This window comes from Streptomyces sp. NPDC104761 (assembly GCF_055583445.1).
This window is the reverse complement of sequence record NZ_JBVJNZ010000008.1, coordinates 134387-152768: the sequence shown is the minus strand read 5'-3', so window position 1 is coordinate 152768 and position 18382 is coordinate 134387. Positions and strand designations below refer to the sequence as shown.

At 71.7% G+C, this 18382-nt stretch carries 16 protein-coding genes and 1 tRNA gene; 6 read left to right on the top strand and 11 right to left on the bottom strand.

The window, feature by feature from the left end:
- Nucleotides 1-133: 133 nt before the first annotated feature.
- Entirely contained in the window at nt 134-718 is a 585-nt protein-coding gene (locus ACZ63F_RS22585; protein ID WP_469713236.1) for an isochorismatase family protein, read from the top strand.
- A 333-nt stretch (nt 719-1051) separates the two neighbouring features.
- Here ACZ63F_RS22585 and ACZ63F_RS22580 read toward each other — a convergent pair whose 3' ends face one another.
- Nucleotides 1052-1381 carry a hypothetical protein gene (locus ACZ63F_RS22580; protein WP_352361682.1) on the bottom strand — a complete coding sequence of 110 codons (330 nt, stop codon included), beginning with the start codon at nt 1379-1381 and terminating at the stop codon, nt 1052-1054.
- A gap of 121 nt (nt 1382-1502) precedes the next feature.
- The gene (locus ACZ63F_RS22575) at nt 1503-3851 is read right to left on the bottom strand and encodes an immune inhibitor A domain-containing protein (RefSeq protein ID WP_469713234.1); all 2349 of its coding nucleotides are present in this window, start codon (nt 3849-3851) and stop codon (nt 1503-1505) included.
- 424 nt (nt 3852-4275) lie between these two features.
- Between ACZ63F_RS22575 and ACZ63F_RS22570 the strand changes: the two genes are divergently transcribed.
- Nucleotides 4276-4569 (top strand): hypothetical protein, encoded by a 294-nt coding sequence (locus ACZ63F_RS22570; RefSeq protein ID WP_351958194.1) that lies wholly within the window; start codon nt 4276-4278, stop codon nt 4567-4569.
- 81 nt (nt 4570-4650) lie between these two features.
- On the opposite strand, the gene ACZ63F_RS22565 is transcribed toward ACZ63F_RS22570, so the two are convergent.
- Together ACZ63F_RS22565 and ACZ63F_RS22560 are read right to left on the bottom strand one after the other, a co-directional pair.
- Nucleotides 4651-5289 (bottom strand): RDD family protein, encoded by a 639-nt coding sequence (locus ACZ63F_RS22565; RefSeq protein ID WP_469713233.1) that lies wholly within the window; start codon nt 5287-5289, stop codon nt 4651-4653.
- Between the two features lie 173 nt (nt 5290-5462).
- Entirely contained in the window at nt 5463-6848 is a 1386-nt protein-coding gene (locus ACZ63F_RS22560) for an RDD family protein (protein WP_469713232.1), read from the bottom strand.
- Between the two features lie 242 nt (nt 6849-7090).
- Between ACZ63F_RS22560 and ACZ63F_RS22555 the strand changes: the two genes are divergently transcribed.
- Nucleotides 7091-7504 carry an SsgA family sporulation/cell division regulator gene (locus tag ACZ63F_RS22555; protein ID WP_469713231.1) on the top strand — a complete coding sequence of 138 codons (414 nt, stop codon included), beginning with the start codon at nt 7091-7093 and terminating at the stop codon, nt 7502-7504.
- A 61-nt stretch (nt 7505-7565) separates the two neighbouring features.
- On the opposite strand, the gene ACZ63F_RS22550 is transcribed toward ACZ63F_RS22555, so the two are convergent.
- Entirely contained in the window at nt 7566-8972 is a 1407-nt protein-coding gene (locus ACZ63F_RS22550; protein ID WP_469713230.1) for an FAD-binding oxidoreductase, read from the bottom strand.
- A 92-nt stretch (nt 8973-9064) separates the two neighbouring features.
- Between ACZ63F_RS22550 and ACZ63F_RS22545 the strand changes: the two genes are divergently transcribed.
- The gene (locus tag ACZ63F_RS22545) at nt 9065-10558 is read left to right on the top strand and encodes a tetratricopeptide repeat protein (RefSeq protein WP_469713228.1); all 1494 of its coding nucleotides are present in this window, start codon (nt 9065-9067) and stop codon (nt 10556-10558) included.
- Between the two features lie 9 nt (nt 10559-10567).
- On the opposite strand, the gene hppD is transcribed toward ACZ63F_RS22545, so the two are convergent.
- Nucleotides 10568-11716 (bottom strand): 4-hydroxyphenylpyruvate dioxygenase, encoded by a 1149-nt coding sequence (gene hppD, locus ACZ63F_RS22540; protein WP_352366894.1) that lies wholly within the window; start codon nt 11714-11716, stop codon nt 10568-10570.
- 123 nt (nt 11717-11839) lie between these two features.
- Here hppD and ACZ63F_RS22535 point away from each other — a divergent pair, with 123 nt between their 5' ends.
- Nucleotides 11840-12316, top strand: a complete 477-nt coding sequence (locus ACZ63F_RS22535) for an Lrp/AsnC family transcriptional regulator (RefSeq protein WP_457726590.1) — start codon at nt 11840-11842, stop codon at nt 12314-12316.
- 3 nt (nt 12317-12319) lie between these two features.
- Here the strand turns inward: ACZ63F_RS22535 and ACZ63F_RS22530 are convergent, their stop codons facing one another.
- From ACZ63F_RS22530 to ACZ63F_RS22515, 4 genes are all read right to left on the bottom strand, one after another.
- Nucleotides 12320-13108, bottom strand: a complete 789-nt coding sequence (locus ACZ63F_RS22530) for a S16 family serine protease (protein WP_469713227.1) — start codon at nt 13106-13108, stop codon at nt 12320-12322.
- Between the two features lie 91 nt (nt 13109-13199).
- Nucleotides 13200-13841 carry an IclR family transcriptional regulator gene (locus ACZ63F_RS22525; protein WP_351958203.1) on the bottom strand — a complete coding sequence of 214 codons (642 nt, stop codon included), beginning with the start codon at nt 13839-13841 and terminating at the stop codon, nt 13200-13202.
- Nucleotides 13842-14130: 289 nt separating this feature from the next.
- Nucleotides 14131-15936 carry a DEAD/DEAH box helicase gene (locus ACZ63F_RS22520; RefSeq protein WP_469713226.1) on the bottom strand — a complete coding sequence of 602 codons (1806 nt, stop codon included), beginning with the start codon at nt 15934-15936 and terminating at the stop codon, nt 14131-14133.
- A 117-nt stretch (nt 15937-16053) separates the two neighbouring features.
- A complete protein-coding gene (locus ACZ63F_RS22515) occupies nt 16054-17487 on the bottom strand; it encodes an MFS transporter (protein WP_469713225.1) in 1434 nt (477 codons plus the stop codon).
- 173 nt (nt 17488-17660) lie between these two features.
- Between ACZ63F_RS22515 and ACZ63F_RS22510 the strand changes: the two genes are divergently transcribed.
- A tRNA-Cys gene (locus ACZ63F_RS22510) sits at nt 17661-17732 on the top strand.
- Nucleotides 17733-17769: 37 nt separating this feature from the next.
- Here the strand turns inward: ACZ63F_RS22510 and ACZ63F_RS22505 are convergent.
- Entirely contained in the window at nt 17770-18372 is a 603-nt protein-coding gene (locus ACZ63F_RS22505; RefSeq protein ID WP_469713224.1) for a DUF3566 domain-containing protein, read from the bottom strand.
- Between the last annotated feature and the right edge of the window lie 10 nt (nt 18373-18382).

Sequence of the window (18382 nt, the reverse complement as noted above, 5' to 3'; positions counted from 1 at the left end):
TACGCGCCCCGCAAGGCCCCCTCCCCTACGCCCCCGTAAGTCTCTACGCTCGGAGGTTCAGGCCGGGCCCGCACCCCTTGCATCCGCGTCTCCCCCGTCGACGGACCCGCTACGAAAGCGAAGGACACCTACCATGCGCCGCGCCTTGATCGTCGTCGATGTGCAGAACGACTTCTGCGAGGGGGGAAGCCTCGCGGTGGCAGGGGGCGCCGATGTGGCCGCCGCGATCACCGAGCTGATCGGGCAGGCGCCGGCCGGCTACCGCCACGTGGTGGCGACCCGCGACCACCACATCGCGCCGGGTGGCCACTTCGCCGACAACCCGGACTACGTGCACAGCTGGCCGGCGCACTGTGTCGCCGGCACGGAGGGTGTGGGCTTCCATCCGAACTTCGCCCCTGCGGTCGCCTCCGGCGCGGTGGACGCCGTGTTCAGCAAGGGGGCGTACTCCGCGGCCTACAGCGGCTTCGAGGGCGTCGACGAGAACGGGGTCACGCTGGCGGAGTGGCTGCGGGCCCGCAAGATCGACGAGGTGGACGTGGTCGGCATCGCCACCGACCACTGTGTGCGGGCTACCGCCCTCGACGCCGCGAAAGAGGGCTTCCGCACCCAGGTCCTCCTCGACCTCACGGCAGGCGTGGCCGAGGCGACGACGGAACGAGCCCTGGAAGACCTCCGCAGGGCCGGCGTAGACCTGACAGGCAAGCCGGTGGTCTGAGACCCCGGGAATCCCTCGGCACCGGACCGCCCGGTGGACACCCGCGGGCCGGTGGGGGCTGATCGCGCAGTTCCCCGCGCCCCTGGGTGAGCTGCCCTGCCCGGCACCGAAGAGCTCCGCGCGCCTCGGTGCGCAGCTCCGCACCCTTTGGGGCAGCTGCTCCGTCAGACCCTGGCCGCCCTTCCTTCCCGCCGCGACGGCGATCCGCCACGACGGCGGAAACCGGCGGTGCCGGACCGGCCGGTGGGTACCCGCGGGCCGGTGGGGGCTGATCGCGCAGTTCCCCGCGCCCCTGGGTGGGCTGCTCTGGTCGGGGTCCTCTGGATGTGGGGGTCAGGCTGCTGTGGGTCTTCGGAGGAGGGATCTGATGGGTCTCCAGAGTTCGAGGGGGGTGACACCGTTGTCAGGGGCCGTTCGCCATATGAGGCCGTCGGGGTGGTGGAGGACGGCGGTGATCTCGTCGGGGGTGGGTGGGGCGGCGTTGCCCCGCAGGTAGACCGCTCGCATGCCGAGGTTGCGGAGCCTCGTCAGGGCCCGGGCGCGGTTCTGGGCGTGGACCAGTACACGGACGGCGGACGAGCCGTCCGCGGTGGTCGGGCTGGGCAGGTTCAGCGCCACGATCACCCTGCCGTTCGGCAGCTTGCAGAACCCTCCTGCGGCCATGCGGTCACACCCCCGTGTGCGTCGGTGTCAATAAGAAAGCCACAGGACGCACCTAAGCACGAGCGGCGGCGACCCGCCAAGGGGTCGCCGCCGATACGCGTCTGACCTGCAACGATGCGGATTACTTCACCGCGGGGCCGACCTGGAGGGAGATCGTCGAGCCGTCCTTGGCCTCCGTCACGATGTTGATCTTCGTGTTGGTGTCAGTGATCTTGACGCCGCCGGCCGGGTTCGAGGCGTCGTAGTAGTCGCTCTTGTGGTCGTTGAAGACCGACACCCCGGAGGACTGCCTGATCTTCGTCGCCACGTCCGCCTTGTGGAGGGTGATGCCGTCCGTGGCGTAGAGGCTGAACGGCGAGTCGTAGGCCTGGATGCGGTTGCGCATCAGCGTGCCGTCGGACCACTTCAGCGCCGTCGGGTGCGAGTCGATCGGGAGGATCAGACCGGTGCCGGGGTGGACGCTGGTGTTGTTGTCCGCCTCGGAGGTGTCCCACTTCCAGATCAACAGGCCGTTCTGGTACGGGTAGTGCTCCACCCAGTCCGGACGGGTCGTCGAGAAGCCGAAGTTGTACGGGCCGGTCTTGAGGGTCGTGTCGTACGACACGTACTGGCGGTTCTCCGCGATGTAGTACTGCGCGTAGTCCTTGGTGAAGGACGCGCCGATGCGGGAGAAGCCGGAGGCGGTCCAAGCCGCGTCCGCGGACTCCGCGTTGTCGGAGAAGACCGTCGAACCGTCCGCGGTGAGCGTGATCTCGTCGGCCGCGAAGCCCTTGAGGGCGACCCCGCCGTCGGTCTGGTAGCGGAAGCGGAGCTGGATCTTCTGGCCCGCGTAGGCGTCCAGCGGGTACGACAGCTTGGTGTAGGCGTCGACCGAACCGGTGAGCGCCGGCTTGTCGCTGCCGTCACGCGGGATGGCCGCTCCGTTCACCGTGCCGTCCAGGGCGGTCCAGTTGGCGCCGTCGGTGGAGACCTCGGTGTAGAGGTAGTCGTAGCCCGACTCGATGTCGTACCAGCCGTCGAGGTTCAGCGTCGCGGACGACTTGCCGGTCAGGTCGACGTCGCGGGTCAGCGTGTTCTTGAGGTTGTCGCCGCTGCCGCTCCACCACTGGGTCGAGCCCTGGGCGGGAGACACGACGGTGGTGGTGACCGCCTTGTCGGGCAGGGTGACCACCGTGGCCTGCTTGTCCTTCGTGTTGTACTCGGCGACGCCCAGCTTGTGGCTGGACTTCGTGCCGGCCTTGGCCACGTCGTAGTTCAGCCAGCCCAGCTGGAGCTTGTCCCAGGCGTTCATGTCGCCGGGCAGGTCGCCGATGGCCTCCTTGCCGGTGCCCAGCCAGGAGCCGGAGGACATCAGGGTCCAGAAACCGGTGGAGTTCTCGCCGCCGTTGGTGTCGTACTCGTCCGGCAGGCCGAGGTCGTGACCGTACTCGTGGGCGTAGACGCCGAGGCCGCCGTTCTCCGGCTGCATGGTGTAGTCGCCGACCCAGATGCCGGTGTCGCCGACCTGGGTGCCGCCCAGCTTGTTGTTGTCCGGGCCGGTGGCGCCGGCGTCGGTGCCGAAGGCGTACCAGCGGTGCGCCCAGATCGCGTCGGTGCCCTGGGCGCCGCCGCCCGCGGACTCGTCCTCGCCGGCGTGCACGATCTGGAAGTGGTCGATGTAGCCGTCGGGCTCGTTGAAGTTGCCGTCGCCGTCGTAGTCGTAGCGGTCCCACTGGTCGTACTGCGCGAGGTCGGCCTTGATGGCGGCGGCGGACACGCCGGCCGCCTCCTGGTCGGCGACCCAGGCGTTCACGCCGTCCTTGACCAGGTTCCAGACGCTGGAGCAGGTGGTGGAGCCGCAGGCGTTGTTGCCGTAACGGGCCTCGTTGTAGGGGACCTTGACCCAGTCGGTGACCTCGCCGTCGACCGAGTAGCGGCCCGAGGACTGCTTCTCGTAGTACTTCTTCAGCGACTCGGTGTTCTTGCCGGTGCCGAAGTAGAGGTCCTGGAAGTGCTGCTGGTTGTAGTCCGCCTGCCAGGCCGTGGAGTTGTCCTTGGTCCGGTCGGGCGCGGCTATCTGGTTGTGCAGCGGGCCGGCCGTGCCGCCGTACCGCGGGTCCGTCTGGTCGCCGAACTCGACCAGGATCGTGAAGATCTTGTCCGTCTTCTCGCGGCCGAGCTCGACGTACTTGCTGTCGCCCTTCTTGCCCTTGAGCTGGACGACCTTCGAACCGTCGCGGTCCTTGACCTGGGCCTTGCCGGATATGACCTGGTCGAGGGCCTCTTGGCGCTGGGCCTCCTGGGTCTTGCTCAGGGGGCCGTCGAGGTCGTGCTCCTCCTGCTTCGTCGACGGGTCGTGCCGGTCGACGGTACCGGCGGTCGCCGCCGTGGCCGCGGACTGCGCGACCGCGAAGGTGGTGAAGCCTACGGAGGCGGTCGCGAGCGTCACGCCGACGGCGAGTGCTCTGAACGTCCAGGGTCTGCTGGTCACTTGAGTTCCTCCCCCGCGCCGCGCGCACGGCAAGGAGGACCGGGTGATGGTTGGGGGTCCGTGCGCGCACGTTCAACGCGTCGATTCAAGTGACCACATTTGACTACTGGTTTACGAGAAAAGACAGACCTTGACTCGGGCTGTTCAACTGCACTATGCGGAGAAGAAGTTCGCTTTACGGACGCCGGGGCCCGCAGTACCCCCGAAGGGTCCCGCCCAACCGGCGCGCATATGCCTCTGGTTGCCGTATGCCATGCGACCGTGCGCCCCCTGTGCACCAGTACCGTGGGTTAGGTCACGCTTACCGGACGTTCCTCTCGGGCATGCACGCGAATAGAGTCGAACGGTGGAACGCCCGGAAGCCGGTGGAAACCAAGGCCGGTTCCCCCGTCTCACCCCCAAAACTTCCGAGGACACGATTGCCATGCCTCGTCCGACCCCGGCACAGCTCGTCTACGGTTCGGCCGCCGTGATCTGCTCGACGCTCGCCATGCTGCTGCTGTCACAGACGAGTTCGGGCATCGGGATCGCGGTCATCGCGCTCGCCGCGCTCGGTCTGGGACTGCTGGTGGCCATGACGGTCCCGCTCCCCCGGCCGCGCACGGTCGCACAGTCCCCGTCCGCCCCGATCGCACCGCCCGAGGTGCGGGTCCCCCTGCACCGGGAGACCGTGGCCGCCGCCACGGCCGAGCCCGTCCGGGAGCCCACCGCACCCTGACGCACGCACACCAGTGAAGTCGGCGGGTCCGTGACACTGACGGACCCGCCGACTGCTTGTGCGCCCCCCTGTACCGGCCCGCTACGAGCCCGTACTGACCACGACCGTCTTCGCCGCCTTGTCGTGCAGCCCCTGTTTGTACGGCTTGTCGAAGAAACTCCAGCCGCCGCAGATCACCGTCCAGATGCAGGCGCAGCAGAAGGCGAACGGCACCCACAGCACCAGGGCCCGCAGCAGCGAGGTCTGGGTGGAGGGCGTGGCGCCGTCGGACAGGTTGGCGACCCGCATACCGAGCCACTTCTTGCCGAGGGTCTGCCCCCACTTGGCGATCAGCAGGGTGTCGTAGGCGACGAAGAGGACGGCGGCGACGAGCGACTGGGCGAAGGACCGGCCGGCCGAGATCCGGTCGCCGTCCATCTGGTACTCGCTCACCCGGAGCGCCAGGGTGAGCAGCACGACCACGATGCCCACCAGGATCATGTCGATGATCCGCGCGAGGGTGCGCCTGCCGCTGTCGGCGAGGGGCGGCATCCCGGCGAGGGGGTCGGCGGGGTAACCACCGGAACCGCCACCTCCGTAGGGACCGCCGCCTCCGTAGGGACCGCCGCCGCCCGTGTCGTAGGGGCCGCCGCCGTTGGAGGGCGGCGGGGGCTGCTTCCTGAACGGATCGTTCTCCGGCGGCTCTCCTGAGCCCGGGGGCGGGGGCGGTTCGGTGCTCATGGCCCGAGTGCACCGTGAAGCGGCCGGACCCGCACCCGGCGAGCGGCCGTACGGGGGACGGATACCCCGAAGGGGGCAGCGCCCCGTAAGGGGCGCGAGGAACTGCGCGACCAGCCACGACGGCGCCGCAGACGAACGACGGCGCCCATCCCCGGCGCCATCAGCCCCAGCGCTCAGCCGGCGACGAAGGTGTGCGCCGCCTTGTCGTGCCAGCACTGGTGCCAGGGGCGGTCGAACAGGCACCAGGCAACGCCGACGATCCCGATGCCGAGCAGTCCGGGCACGGTGTACACCAGCCAGCGGCGCAGGGCGGCGCCGAAGGTGGGGGGTTCGTGGCCCTCGATGTCCCGTACGTCCAGGCCCAACAGCTTCTTGCCGAGGGTACGGCCCCATCGGGCGGTGGGCAGCACCTCGTAGAGGACGCCGGCGACGAGCAGGACCGCGAGCACGATGCCGAGGTACAGCCCGGTCGTGCCGTCCAGCAGCCAGACGGTCTCGGTGCGGCCGGACAGCTTGGCCGCGTCGATCTTGTCCTGCACGTGGTCGGCGGCCTTGGTCCCGAACGGTACGGCGGCGGCCGCCGTCACCGCGCCGACGACCAGACTGTCGACGAGCCGGGCCGCGAACCGCTTGCCGAGACCGGCCGGACGGGCCGCCGCCTGCCGCCGGGCGGCCGCCTGGAAGGGGTCCTCCACCGGCGGCTTCCAGGGGGCGACCTGCTGGTCACCGGCGAGCTGGTGCACCTGCTGGGCCCAGGAGGACTGCCCGCCGCCGGCACCGGAGGCCATGGGGGCGGCGGACTGCTGCGGAGGGACTGCGGGGGCGACGGCCTGGGGGGCCGCGGCGGCTGCCGGGGGCTGGGCGGCGGGCGGTTGGGCGGCGGCGGGCGGTTGGGCCGCGGGGGGCTGGGCCGCGGCGGCGCGGGCCGCGGCCGCCTTTCCGGCGCCGAAGCCGGGACGTGCGGGACCGGCGGCACCGGGAGCGCCGACCGGCCCCTGGGCGCCGAACCCGGCCGCACCGGTTCCGGGGTTCGGTGTGCCCTCGCCCCGGACCGGCCGGAAGGTCAGCGTGCCGTCGTCCATGGGCGGCCGGGCCGCCGGCGGGGTCCCCGCCGGGCCGACCGTCGGCCTGCGGAAGATGAACGTGCCACCGGAGTCGAGGTCCCCCTGGCCCGCCTGGTCCCCCTGGTCCGCGGGCGGGATCGACGCCGTGCCGTCGGTGCGGGACGACCGGCCGTCCGGCTGGGCCGGGGCACCCGCCACGCGGGGGTCGCCGCCCCACGCACTCCCCTCCGCCGTCCAGCCGGGGGCGCCGCCCGGCCGCGGGTCCTCGTCGAAGAAGTGCGGGCCGGTCTCCTCGACCGCCGCCGGGATCGCGGGACCCGCGGGGCGCGAACCCGGCGGCGGGACGAGCGGTTCGCCGCCGGACGGGGCCGGGCGGCTGGTGCCCGGCACCCACGCGGCGCCGTTCCAGTAACGGACGTAGCCGGGGATGGACGGGTCCGGGTAGTAGCCCTCGCGGGGCCGTTCGTCACCGGGTGCCGGGGTTGGGGCGGTCATGTCCGTCATCCCGTATCTGCTCGGGGGTGATGTGGGAGCCTCCACATCTATCAGACCCGGGTGCCCGCCACCGCCAGTCCCGCAGGACCCGCCCCTTTCCGGGCAGCCCTGTGCGCCCCCTTCACCGCGCCGGGGAAAAATTTCCCGGAACCCGCGTAATGCTCGCGCCCCCAGCACCTCTCCACTCGTACGGGCCCACCCGAAGGCGCCCGTACGACTGACCGAGAGAGGAACCCGACGCCATGCAGCACACCGTGGTGGAGCGCGAACTGGAGTTGCGGCTCATCCTGTCCCCGGAGCGGAGCATCCCGGTCCCGGCCCGGCTGAGCTACCGCTCCGACGACCCGTACGCCGTCCACGTCAGCTTCCACATCAACTCCGAGCAGCCCGTCAACTGGACCTTCGCCCGCGACCTGCTCGTGGAGGGGGTGTTCCGGCCGTGCGGGCAGGGCGACGTGCGGGTGTGGCCGACGAAGGTGGCGGGCCGCACCGTCGTGCTGATGGCGCTGAGTTCACCCGACGGTGACGCGCTGCTCGAGGCACCGGTCCCCCAGGTGTCCGCCTGGCTGGAGCGGACGCTGCGGGTGGTGCCCCCGGGGAGTGAGGGCGGGCAGCTGGGGATCGACGAGGCGCTCGACCAGCTGCTCGCCCGGTGAGGGCCCCACCGGACGGGAGCCCCGTGGAGCCCTACGGGAACCGTAGGGGAGTCGTAGGGGATCAGAACAGCTTGCCGGGGTTGAGGATGCCCAGCGGGTCGAAGACCTGCTTCACGGCCCGCTGCATCTCCACACCCACCGGCCCGATCTCCCGGGCCAGCCACTCCTTCTTCAGGACGCCGACGCCGTGTTCGCCGGTGATGGTGCCGCCGAGCTCCAGGCCGAGGCCCATGATCTCGTCGAAGGACTCGCGGGCACGGCGGCACTCGTCGTCGTCCTGGGCGTCGAAGCAGACGGTGGGGTGGGTGTTGCCGTCGCCGGCGTGGGCGACGACCCCGATGGTCAGCCGGTGCTTCGCAGCGATGCGCTCGACGCCCTCGATCATGTCGCCGAGCCGGGAGCGGGGCACGCACACGTCGTCGATCATCGTCGTGCCCTTGACGGCCTCCAGGGCGACGAGCGAGGAGCGGCGGGCCTGGAGGAGGAGTTCGGACTCGGCGGCGTCGTCGGCCGGGACCACCTGGGTGGCGCCGGCGGCCTCGCAGAGCTTGCCGACGGCGGCGAGGTCGGCGGCCGGGTCCGGGGTGTCGAACGCGGCGAGCAGCAGCGCCTCGGTGGACTCCGGCAGACCCATGCGGGTGAGTTCGTTGACCGCCTTGACGGTCGTGCGGTCCATCAGTTCGAGCAGGGACGGCACATGGCCGCCCTCCATGATCCGGCACACGGCCTCGCAGGCGGCGGCCGCGGAGCCGAACTCGGCGGCCAGCACCAACTGCTGCGGCGGCTTGGGCTTCAGCGCCAGCACGGCCCGTACGACGATGCCGAGCGAGCCCTCGGAGCCCACGAAGAGGCGGGTGAGGTCGTACCCCGCGACGCCCTTCGCGGTGCGGCGGCCGGTGGACATCAGGCGGCCGTCGGCGAGGACGACGTCCAGGCCGAGGACGTACTCGGCGGTGACCCCGTACTTCACGCAGCACAGGCCGCCCGACGCCGTGCCGATGTTGCCGCCGATCGTGCACATCTCCCAGCTGGAGGGGTCCGGCGGGTAGCAGAGGCCGTGCTCCTCGACCGCGCGGGAGAAGGTGGCGTTGACGACGCCGGGCTCGACGACCGCGATGCGGTCCACCGGCGAGATCTCCAGGACGCGGTCCATTTTGGTCAGGGACAGCGCGATGCAGCCGTCGGTGGCGTTGGCGCCGCCGGACAGGCCGGTGCGGGCGCCCTGCGGGACGACCGGGACGCGCAGTTCGGTGGCGACGCGCATGACGTGCTGGACCTGCTCGACCGTGCGCGGCAGCACGACGACGGCCGGGGTGCCGGCCGGGCAGAAGCTCGCCATGTCGTTGGCGTAGGAGGCGGTCACGTCGGGGTCGACGAGGACCGCGTCGGCCGGCAGCCCCGCGAGGAGCCGGTCGGTGAGGTTGCTGGTTGCCTCGTCCCGAGGCGCTTCGATACGGCTCATGATCACAGCGTCGCACCCGGGGCCATCGGTGTGAACCCCACAGGTGCCCTCCTTGGGCCGCCCGGATGCAGTGGTCGTACTGACGCACAGTGTCCGTCATGTGCGCGCTGGATAACCGACCGTCCCCACCGGCCACCTCACTGCTCCCGGAACCGGCGCCACCGCGCCGCCGCGGCCGGGTGCTGCGCCGGCTGCTGGTCGTCGCGCTGGTGGGCGGCGTGGCGGCCGGCGGCACCCTGATGCTGTGGCCGCGCGAGCCGCACCGCGCCGCGCCGGCCCCGGCCGCCGGGCCGCGGGCCCAGGCCGCCGCCCGGGCGGCGGCGGCCACGGCGGCGCAGACGGCCGTCCTGAACGGCCTGCCCGCCGCGCTGCCCGACCTGACCGCGCTGATCGGCGCCCGCGAGGCGCTGGTCCGGGCGCGGCCGAAGGACGGGGCGGCCTGGGCGGTGCTCGGGACCGCGTACGTCGAACGGGCGCGCCGGACCGCCGACACCGGCGACTATCCGCGGGCCGAGCGCGCGCTGCGGACCTCCCTCAAGGTGGCCGCCGGGAACAACACCGCGGCGCTGAACGGACTGGCGGAGCTGGCCGTGGCGCGCCGGGACTTTCCCGAGGCGAGGCGGTTCGGCGAGGAGGCGCTGAAGGCGGCGCCGAAGCGGTGGTCGGCCTACCCGGTGCTGATCGACGCGTACAACGGGCTCGGCGACTACAAGGCGGCCCGGTCCGCGCTGGACAAGCTGATGGCGCTGAAGGTGGGGGCCGACGTGAAGCCGGCGGTGATGGCGCGGGCCTCCGCGGTGTACCGGGACCGGGGCTGGCGCGAGGACGCGGTGGCCCAGGTGACCGACGCGGCGGCGGCCGCCCGGACGCCGGCCGAGCAGGCCGCGTACCTGTGCCAGGCCGGGCAGCTGGCCTGGGAGCGGGGCGACCGGGAGGACGCGCTGCGGCACTTCACGGCGGCCGTGCGCCTGGACCCCGACCAGTCGGCGGCGCGGGCCGGGCAGGGGCGGGCGCTGGCCGCGCTGGGCCGTACGCAGGAGGCGCTGACCGCCTACCAGGGGGCGCTCGCGCACCGGCCGGCTCCGCAGGTGGCCCTGGAGTTCGGCGAGTTGTACGAGTCGCTGGGGATGGGGCAGCAGGCGGAGGCGCAGTACGAGCAGATGCGGACCCAGGTACGGCGGGAGCTGGCGGCCGGGGTCGACGACGACCTGGTGATCGGGCAGTACGAGGCGGACCACGGGGACGTCCAGGAGGCGGTGGAGCGGCTGACGGCGGAGTGGGAGCGGCAGCCCGGCATCGAGGTCGCGGACGCCCTGGGTTGGGCCCTGCACCGGGCCGGCGACGACAAGGAGGCGCTGCACTACGCCTCGATCGCGACCGACTCGACGAAGGGCGGCGGGGTGCGCAGCGCGCTGTACGCCTTCCACCGGGGCATGATCGAACGCGACCTGGACCTGGAGGCCCCGGCCCGCCGCCACCTCCAGGACGCCCTCCGCATCAACCCCTACTTCTCCCCCCTCCGGGCCCCGGCGGCCCACACCGCCCTCACGGCCCTCGGCAACCAGCCCCCGAACGAGGAACTGCCGCAGTAGACCGGCGGGTCACAGGTTGCCGCGGCGGTCCTGTTCGCGTTCGATTGCCTCGAAGAGGGCCTTGAAGTTGCCCTTGCCGAAGCCCATGGAGCCGTGGCGCTCGATGATCTCGAAGAAGACGGTCGGGCGGTCCTGGACCGGCTTGGTGAAGATCTGCAGGAGGTAGCCGTCCTCGTCGCGGTCGGCGAGGATCTTCAGTTCGCGCAGGGTGTCGATCGGGACGCGGGTGTCGCCGACCCACTCGCCGAGGGTGTCGTAGTACGAGCCGGGGGTGTCAAGGAACTCGACGCCGGCCGCGCGCATGGTCCGTACCGTCTCGACGATGTCGTTGGTGTTGAGCGCGATGTGCTGGACGCCCGCCCCGCCGTAGAACTCCAGGTACTCGTCGATCTGCGACTTCTTCTTCGCGATCGCCGGTTCGTTGATCGGGAACTTGACCTTGAGGGTGCCGTCGGCGACCACCTTCGACATCAGCGCGCTGTACTCGGTGGCGATGTCGTCGCCCACGAACTCCTTCATGTTCGTGAAGCCCATGACCTTGTTGTAGAAGCCGACCCATTCGTTCATGCGGCCGAGTTCGACGTTGCCGACGCAGTGGTCGACGGCCTGGAAGGTGCGCCGGGCGGGGGGTTCGACGATCGGGGACGCGGCGGTGAAGCCCGGCAGGTACGGGCCGTCGTACCCGGTCCGCTCGACGAGCGTGTGGCGGGTCTCGCCGTACGTGGCGATCGCGGCGAGGACGACGGTGCCGTGCTCGTCCTTGAGTTCGTACGGCTCGGCCACCGACCGCGCGCCGTGCTCCACCGCGTAGGCGTACGCGGCACGGGCGTCCGGGACCTCGATGGCGAGGTCGACGACCCCGTCGCCGTGCTCGGCCACGTGGCGGGAGAGGAAGTGGCCCCACTCGGTGTCCGGCCTGATGACGGAGGTGAGGACGAACCGTGCCGAGCCGTTCTCCAGGACGTAGCTCGCGGTCTCGCGGCTGCCGGTCTCCGGGCCGGAGTACGCGACCAGCCGCATGCCGAAGGCGGTGGAGTAGTAGTGGGCCGCCTGCTTGGCGTTGCCCACGGCGAAGACGACGGCGTCCATTCCCTTGACCGGGAAGGGGTCATTCTGCCGGGCGGCCGCGGCGGGAGTGTGCTGTGTGGTCTGCGTCATGTCCGAAGCGTGAACCCGCCTCGCAAGGTGCGCAATAGATGGCGTTTCTCCGGGGCAATATGCTCAGCGATACGGCCGTAACGGCGGACTTTCTGTACAGGGTGACCATTCCGGAGGCGGGCCATGGCGATCGATCGGCTGGACGGGCGGATTCTGGTGCTGCTGGCCCGGGAGCCGCGCATCGGGGTGCTGGAGATGTCCCGGAGGCTGGGCGTGGCCCGCGGGACCGTGCAGGCGCGCCTGGACCGGCTCCAGTCGAACGGCGTGATCCAGGGGTTCGGCCCCCAGGTGGACCCCGCTGCCCTCGGCTACCCGGTCACCGCGTTCGCCACCCTGCAGATCCGGCAGGGCCAGGGCCCGGACGTGCGGGCGCACCTGGCGACCGTGCCCGAGGTGCTGGAACTCCACACCACCACCGGCACCGGCGACATGCAGTGCCGGCTGGTGGCCCGCTCCAACGCCGACCTCCAGCGGGTGATCGACCGGGTCGTCGGTTTCGAGGGCATCGTCCGCGCCTCCACGGCGATCGTCATGGAGAACCCCGTACCGCTGCGGATCATCCCCCTGGTGGAACAGGCCGCCGCGGACAGCGAAGGGTGAGGCTCAGCAGGCGGGGACCTTCTCCCCCTTCTGCAACGCCACCAGATCGGACACGGCCCCCTTCAGCGTCGTCACCGGCACCAGCCGCAACCCCTTCGGCAACTCCGCCTTCGCATCGGCGCACTCGTCCCTGGGCACGAGGAACACCGTCGCCCCGTCCCGCCGCGCGGCCTGCGTCTTCAGCGCGACCCCGCCCACGGCCCCGACCGCGCCGTCCGCACCGATGGTCCCGGTGCCGGCGATGTTCTTCCCCCCGGTGAGGTCGCCCCCGCTGCCGTTGCCGTCCAGCTTGTCGACGATCCCGAGGGAGAACAGCAACCCCGCGCTCGGGCCGCCCACATCGGCCAGCTTCAGGGTCACCTTGACCTTGCTCGCGCTCAGGTCGAGGTACTTCAGTGCGGCCTGGGTCGCCGCGTCCTGCGACTGCTGCATCTGCTCGGTGTTGTGCTGTTCGATCTCCTGGACGTTGTTGCCGCTCGGGTAGACCGAGTCGCGCGGCATCACGGCCCGGTCCGTCCGGAACCAGTTGCCGAGCACGTCGCCGAGCGAGACCCGGGCGTCCGGCCCGGTCGCCTCGATCGTCGTCATCCGCAGCTGCCCGCTGGTGGTGCGGGTGGGCGCCCCGGAGACGGTGATCACCGGGGTGCCCTTGTTGGCGCCGAGCACGTTCGCCGTCATCCCGGGCTGGGCCACCGAGAACGGCAACGGCGCGAAGACGGCCGTACCGATCAGAGCCACGACGGGAACCGCACAGACGGCGACGGCCTGGAGACGCGTGAGACGTGAGAGCACGGAGTCAATCTAACGTGGCGACCTGTTCAGGCCACCGCCCCGACCCCACACACCGCACCGCCCAGGCCGCCGTCCGCGCGGCCGCCGTCCCTCAGCGCAAGGCCTCGGCGACCTCCCGGGCCGCGTCCATGACCCGTGCGCCGACCCGTTCCGGCACGGCGTCGGCCAGCATCACGACCCCCACGCTGCCCTCGACGCCGGTGACCCCGATCAGCGGGGCCGCGGCCCCGCTCGCCCCGGCTTCCAGTTCGCCGTGGGTCAGCGTGTATCCGGGGTCGTCCCGGGCCGAGTGCCGGGCCGCAAGGATCGCCTTGCCGGCGGCGCCGCGGTCCAGCGGGTGCCGGAACCCGGCCCGGTAGGCCACGTGGTAGTCGGTCCAGGTCGGCTCGACGACCGCGACGGCCAGCGCCTCGGTCCCGTCGACCAGGGTCAGGTGCGCCGTCGCCCCGATGTCCTCGGCGAGCGACCGCAGCGCCGGCAGGGCGGCCTCCCGTACCAGCGGATGCACCTGCCGGCCAAGACGCAGCACCCCAAGGCCGACCCGGGCTCGCCCGCCCAGGTCGCGCCGTACCAGCGCATGCTGCTCAAGCGTGGCGAGCAACCGGTACACCACGGTCCGGTTCACGCCCAGTTTGTTGGAAAGCTCGGTGACGGTCAGCCCGTGGTCCGTGTCGGCCAGCAGTTTGAGGACCCTGAGGCCCCGGTCGAGCGTCTGAGAGGTCTCCGCGGTCACGACGCCCACTCCTTAAGTGGTGAGGTCGGCAACCTCCGACGCGGCGGATGCGTCGCCGAGTCCCGTCAGCGACGCGCTTCAGAGGCCGCCGGTCGGCATGGCGGCCCGGCGGCTCCGGGCCCAGTCGCTTCACGGCTGCGCTCCGCGGCGGCGCTGCCACGGGGCGTGTGCGTAGCGGGACAGTAGCGGTGCGGGTTCGCTGAGCGGAAGTCTCCGTCCAGAATCCGGTCACGCAGCGGTACGGACTACTGCGCTTTGTGTCGGTATGCGTCCACTCACGGCCGGCCGACTACCGCATCCGCGTGGCCCACTCCTGCACCTTGGCGATGCGCTGCCGCAGCTGCCCCGCCGTCGCCTCCGCACTCGGCGGCCCCCCGCAGACGCGCCGCAGCTCCGTATGGATCACCCCGTGCGGCTTGCCGCTCTGGTGGACGTACGCGCTGACCATCGTGTTCAGCTGCTTGCGCAGCTCCATCATCTCCTTGTGGGAGACCACGGGCCGTCGTTCCGCGGGCAGTTCCAGCAGGTCGGCCTCGGTGTCCGGCTTCTTGCGGCTGTGCGCGATCTGCCGGGCCTGCCGCTTCTGCAACAGCAGCTGCACCTGGTCGGGTTCGAGGAGCCCGGGGATGCCGAGGTAGTCCTGCTCCTCCTCGCTCCCCGGGTGGGCCTGCATGCCGAACTCGGCCCCGTCGTACAGCACCCGGTCGAAGACGGCCTCGGACTCCAGCGCCTCGAAGGCGAACTGCTCCTGTTCGCCGGTGTCCTCGTCCTGCTCCTTGTTCGCCTCCTCCATCTCCTTCTCGGACTCGGCGTACGGGTCCTCCTCGCCGTCCTTCTTCGGCTTGTCGAGGGCGTGGTCGCGCTCGACCTCCATCTCGTTGGCGAAGGTGAGGAGGTCGGGGACGGTCGGCAGGAACACGGACGCGGTCTCGCCGCGCCGCCGGGACCGCACGAAACGGCCGACGGCCTGGGCGAAGAAGAGCGGAGTGGAGATGGTCGTCGCGTAGACGCCCACCGCCAGACGGGGCACGTCGACGCCCTCGGACACCATCCGCACCGCGACCATCCACCGGTCGTCACTCGCGCTGAAGTCGTCGATCCGCTTGGACGCGCCGGTGTCGTCGGAGAGGACCACGGTCGCCTTCGTCCCCGTGATCTCACGGATCAACTTCGCGTAGGCGCGGGCCGAGTCCTGGTCGGAGGCGATCACGAGGGCCCCGGCGTCCGGGATCCCCTTGCGCACCTCCGTCAGCCGCTGGTCGGCGGCGCGCAGCACGGCCGGCATCCACTCGCCGCGCGGATCGAGCGCCGTACGCCAGGCCTGGCTGACCGCGTCCTTGGTCATCGGCTCGCCGAGCCGGGCGGCGATCTCGTCACCGGCCTTCGTCCGCCAGCGCATGTTGCCGCTGTAGGAGAGGAAGATGACGGGCCGCACGACGTGGTCGGCGAGCGCGTTGCCGTACCCGTAGGTGTAGTCGGCGGCGGACCGCCGGATCCCGTCCTGCCCCTCCTCGTACGTCACGAACGGGATGGGGTTGGTGTCCGACCGGAACGGCGTACCCGTCAGGGCCAGTCGCCGGGTGGCCGGCTCGAACGCCTCCAGGCAGGCCTCGCCCCAGGACTTGGAGTCACCGGCGTGGTGGATCTCGTCGAGGATGACGAGCGTCTTGCGCTGCTCGGAGCGGTTGCGGTGCAGCATCGGCCGCACGCCGACACCGGCGTACGTCACCGCGACCCCGTCGTACTCACGGCTGAGCGGTCCGGCGCTGTACTCGGGGTCGAGCTTGATCCCTATCCGGGCCGCGGCCTCCGCCCACTGTTTCTTCAGGTGCTCGGTGGGGGCGACGACGGTGACCTGCTGCACGACGTGGTGGTGCAGCAGCCACGAGGCGAGCGTCAGCGCGAACGTCGTCTTCCCGGCGCCGGGCGTGGCCACGGCCAGGAAGTCGCGCGGCTGCTCCTGGACGTACTTCTCCATGGCCGCCTGCTGCCAGGCACGCAGCTTGCTGGCGGTACCCCAGGGCGCCCGGCCCGGGAAGGCCGGCGAAAGGTGGTGGGAGGAGGAGGCAGCGGAGGAAGCGGCGGTGGTAGTCACGGTCTCCGTAGTAAGGGGGTCGGGCGGCTGCTACGTATGACAACCGGGCCACCCTACCGGCGCCCCGCGGCTGTCAACGCGCGGACAAGGCCGCCTTCCCCTCGGGTGGGACTCACGTCACAGATCACGAAGCCGGGTCGTCACCCAGGCCCCGGCGAGGGCCACCGCCGCCATCGGCAGGAACACCGCGGCGAAGGCCGCCGGACGGGAACCGGAGCCCGCCGCCCCGGTCATGCTGCCGCCGCCGAGGGCGGCGAAGGCCGCGCCGGCCACGGCGAGCAGGACGACGTTGGAGAGGGCGTCGGAGATCTGCAGGGCGGCGGAGTTGGCGCCGGCCTCGGCCGGGGCGGACAGCCGGAGCATGAGCACGCTGGCCGAGGCGATCACCAGGCCCATCCCGAAGCAGCCGAAGGCCCAGGCGACGGCCACGGTCCACACCGGCACGCCGGACACGAGCACCGCGGGCGCCGTGGCGACCGCCGCCGCCACCAGCACCATCCCGAGCGTCATCAGCCGCTCCCGGTACGGCTCCGTCCGCGGCCGCGCCTGCACCCACGAGCCCGCCGCCCAGGTCACCCCGCCGGCCGCCAGCGAGAACCCGGCGAGGGTGGGCGACAGGCCCCGCTGGGTGACGAGCATCAACGGCACGAAGGACTCGGCGGAGACGAAGGCGCCTGCCGCGACCCCGCGCAGCAGGACGACGGAGGGCAGGCCCCGCACCGCGCGGTACGTGCCGCGGGGCAGCAGCGCGAGCACGGCGGGCACCAGCAGCGCACCACCGAGCAGCCCCGGTACCACCGACATCCACCGCAGATCCTGCGCCGCGTACTGCAGCAGCCCCGCACCGAGCGAGATACCGAAGGCGAGCCGGATCCGCCGCCGGTCGAACGCCCCGCGCGCCCCTTCCTCCGCCACCGGCCCGCCCGCCCGGCGCCGTATCTGCGGCAGGGCCAGCGCTACCGGGAAGACCACGAGCACCGGGATGCCCAGGAACACCCACCGCCACCCGAGCTGCTCGGTCACCGCGCCCGCGGCCAGCGGCCCGACGATGGACGGCACCACCCAGCCCGCGGCGAACGCGGCCATGATCGCGGGCCGCAGCCGCTCCGGGTAGGCCCGCCCCACCACGACGTACAGGGCGACGATGACCAGCCCGCCGCCGAAGCCCTGCACGGCCCGCCCCGTGATGAACACCCACATGCTCTGCGCGGTCCCGGCCACCACCAGCCCGGCGGCGAAGCCCCCGATCCCCGCCGTCAGCGCCCCGAGCGGCCCCTTCCGGTCCGACCACTGCCCGGCCAGCACCATCCCGAACAGGCTGGTCGTGAAGTACCCGGAGAAGGCGAACGCGTACAGCGACACCCCGTCCAGCTCCCGGGCCGCGACCGGCATCGCCGTACCCACAGCGGTCGCCTCGAAGGCGATGAGCAGCACGACGGAGACGATGCCGACGCTCAACGCCCGGTAGGACCGCCCCAGCACTCCCTGCGCGTCGGCTCTGTCGGGGGTCTCGTCCGCGACAACGGCGTCGCTCGGCTCAAGGGCGGTCATGCTCACCACGGTAAGGCCCAATCCACGCCCTGACCCCTGTCGCAAGCCCCACCCCGCCTCCGACCTTGGTCGTACACCCCCGGTTCATGAACGCCGTATGGCAGTCCCGTTGCAGCCCCACGGATCCCCTTGAGCCCGTCCCGCACACCCTCGTACCTTCGACTCACGCACACGGCCGTGTGCCCGAGTGGCTTAGGGACTCGCCTGCAAAGCGGGTTACGCTGGTTCGATTCCAGTCACGGCCTCTTACTGCCTGACCTGGCAGATCGACAGGGCGGCACCTCAGCGGGGGTGCCGCCCTTCCGGTTGTGCGGGGGGCCACGGCTGCCGGGGGCCGGGGTCGGCTTCGGTCGGGCGGGAGCGTGTGTGCAGCCGCGTCAGGAGCCGGAGGGCCTGGGCGGCGGGGGGCGGGTCGGTGAGGTCGCCGGTCAGGGCCACTTCGACGCCGCCGCTGAAGCGGGCGGTGTAGTTGTACATGAAGCCGCACAGGCAGGCCAGAACGGTGCCGAGGAGGATCTCCAGCGCCACGACGCCGGTCGCGACGATCAGCGTCTCCCACGGGGTTGGCCACTCGCCGGGGGCCGCGAGGGAGAGCAGTACCGACGTGACGAGGGCGGCGCCGAGGACGCACACCCCCAGACCGGTCAGGAAGAAGAAGCTCATCACCGTGACCGACCACGGGTTGGTCCCGGCTATCCGCATGCGGGTGGGGCGGCGCGGTGGACCGTGCGGGACGGCGTGGTCACGGGGCGGTGCGGGCTGCGGCGAACCGCGTCCGGGGGCTGTCGGAGTGGGCGCCGTCGGTGACGTCACCCTGCGGGACGAGATCCTCGGCCCCGGCTTGCGGGCCGTGCTGCGGGTCCTGCTGCGCTTGGTCCGGCTCATGTCCGCTCCC

Coding starts and splice junctions, on each gene's coding strand:
- ACZ63F_RS22585 (WP_469713236.1), top strand. CDS start 134: ATGCGCCGCGCCTTGATCGTCGTCGATGTGCAGAACGACTTCTGCGAG.
- ACZ63F_RS22580 (WP_352361682.1), bottom strand. CDS start 1,381: ATGGCCGCAGGAGGGTTCTGCAAGCTGCCGAACGGCAGGGTGATCGTG.
- ACZ63F_RS22570 (WP_351958194.1), top strand. CDS start 4,276: ATGCCTCGTCCGACCCCGGCACAGCTCGTCTACGGTTCGGCCGCCGTG.
- ACZ63F_RS22565 (WP_469713233.1), bottom strand. CDS start 5,289: ATGAGCACCGAACCGCCCCCGCCCCCGGGCTCAGGAGAGCCGCCGGAG.
- ACZ63F_RS22560 (WP_469713232.1), bottom strand. CDS start 6,848: ATGACCGCCCCAACCCCGGCACCCGGTGACGAACGGCCCCGCGAGGGC.
- ACZ63F_RS22555 (WP_469713231.1), top strand. CDS start 7,091: ATGCAGCACACCGTGGTGGAGCGCGAACTGGAGTTGCGGCTCATCCTG.
- ACZ63F_RS22545 (WP_469713228.1), top strand. CDS start 9,065: ATGTGCGCGCTGGATAACCGACCGTCCCCACCGGCCACCTCACTGCTC.
- hppD (WP_352366894.1), bottom strand. CDS start 11,716: ATGACGCAGACCACACAGCACACTCCCGCCGCGGCCGCCCGGCAGAAT.
- ACZ63F_RS22535 (WP_457726590.1), top strand. CDS start 11,840: ATGGCGATCGATCGGCTGGACGGGCGGATTCTGGTGCTGCTGGCCCGG.
- ACZ63F_RS22515 (WP_469713225.1), bottom strand. CDS start 17,487: ATGACCGCCCTTGAGCCGAGCGACGCCGTTGTCGCGGACGAGACCCCC.
- ACZ63F_RS22505 (WP_469713224.1), bottom strand. CDS start 18,372: ATGAGCCGGACCAAGCGCAGCAGGACCCGCAGCACGGCCCGCAAGCCG.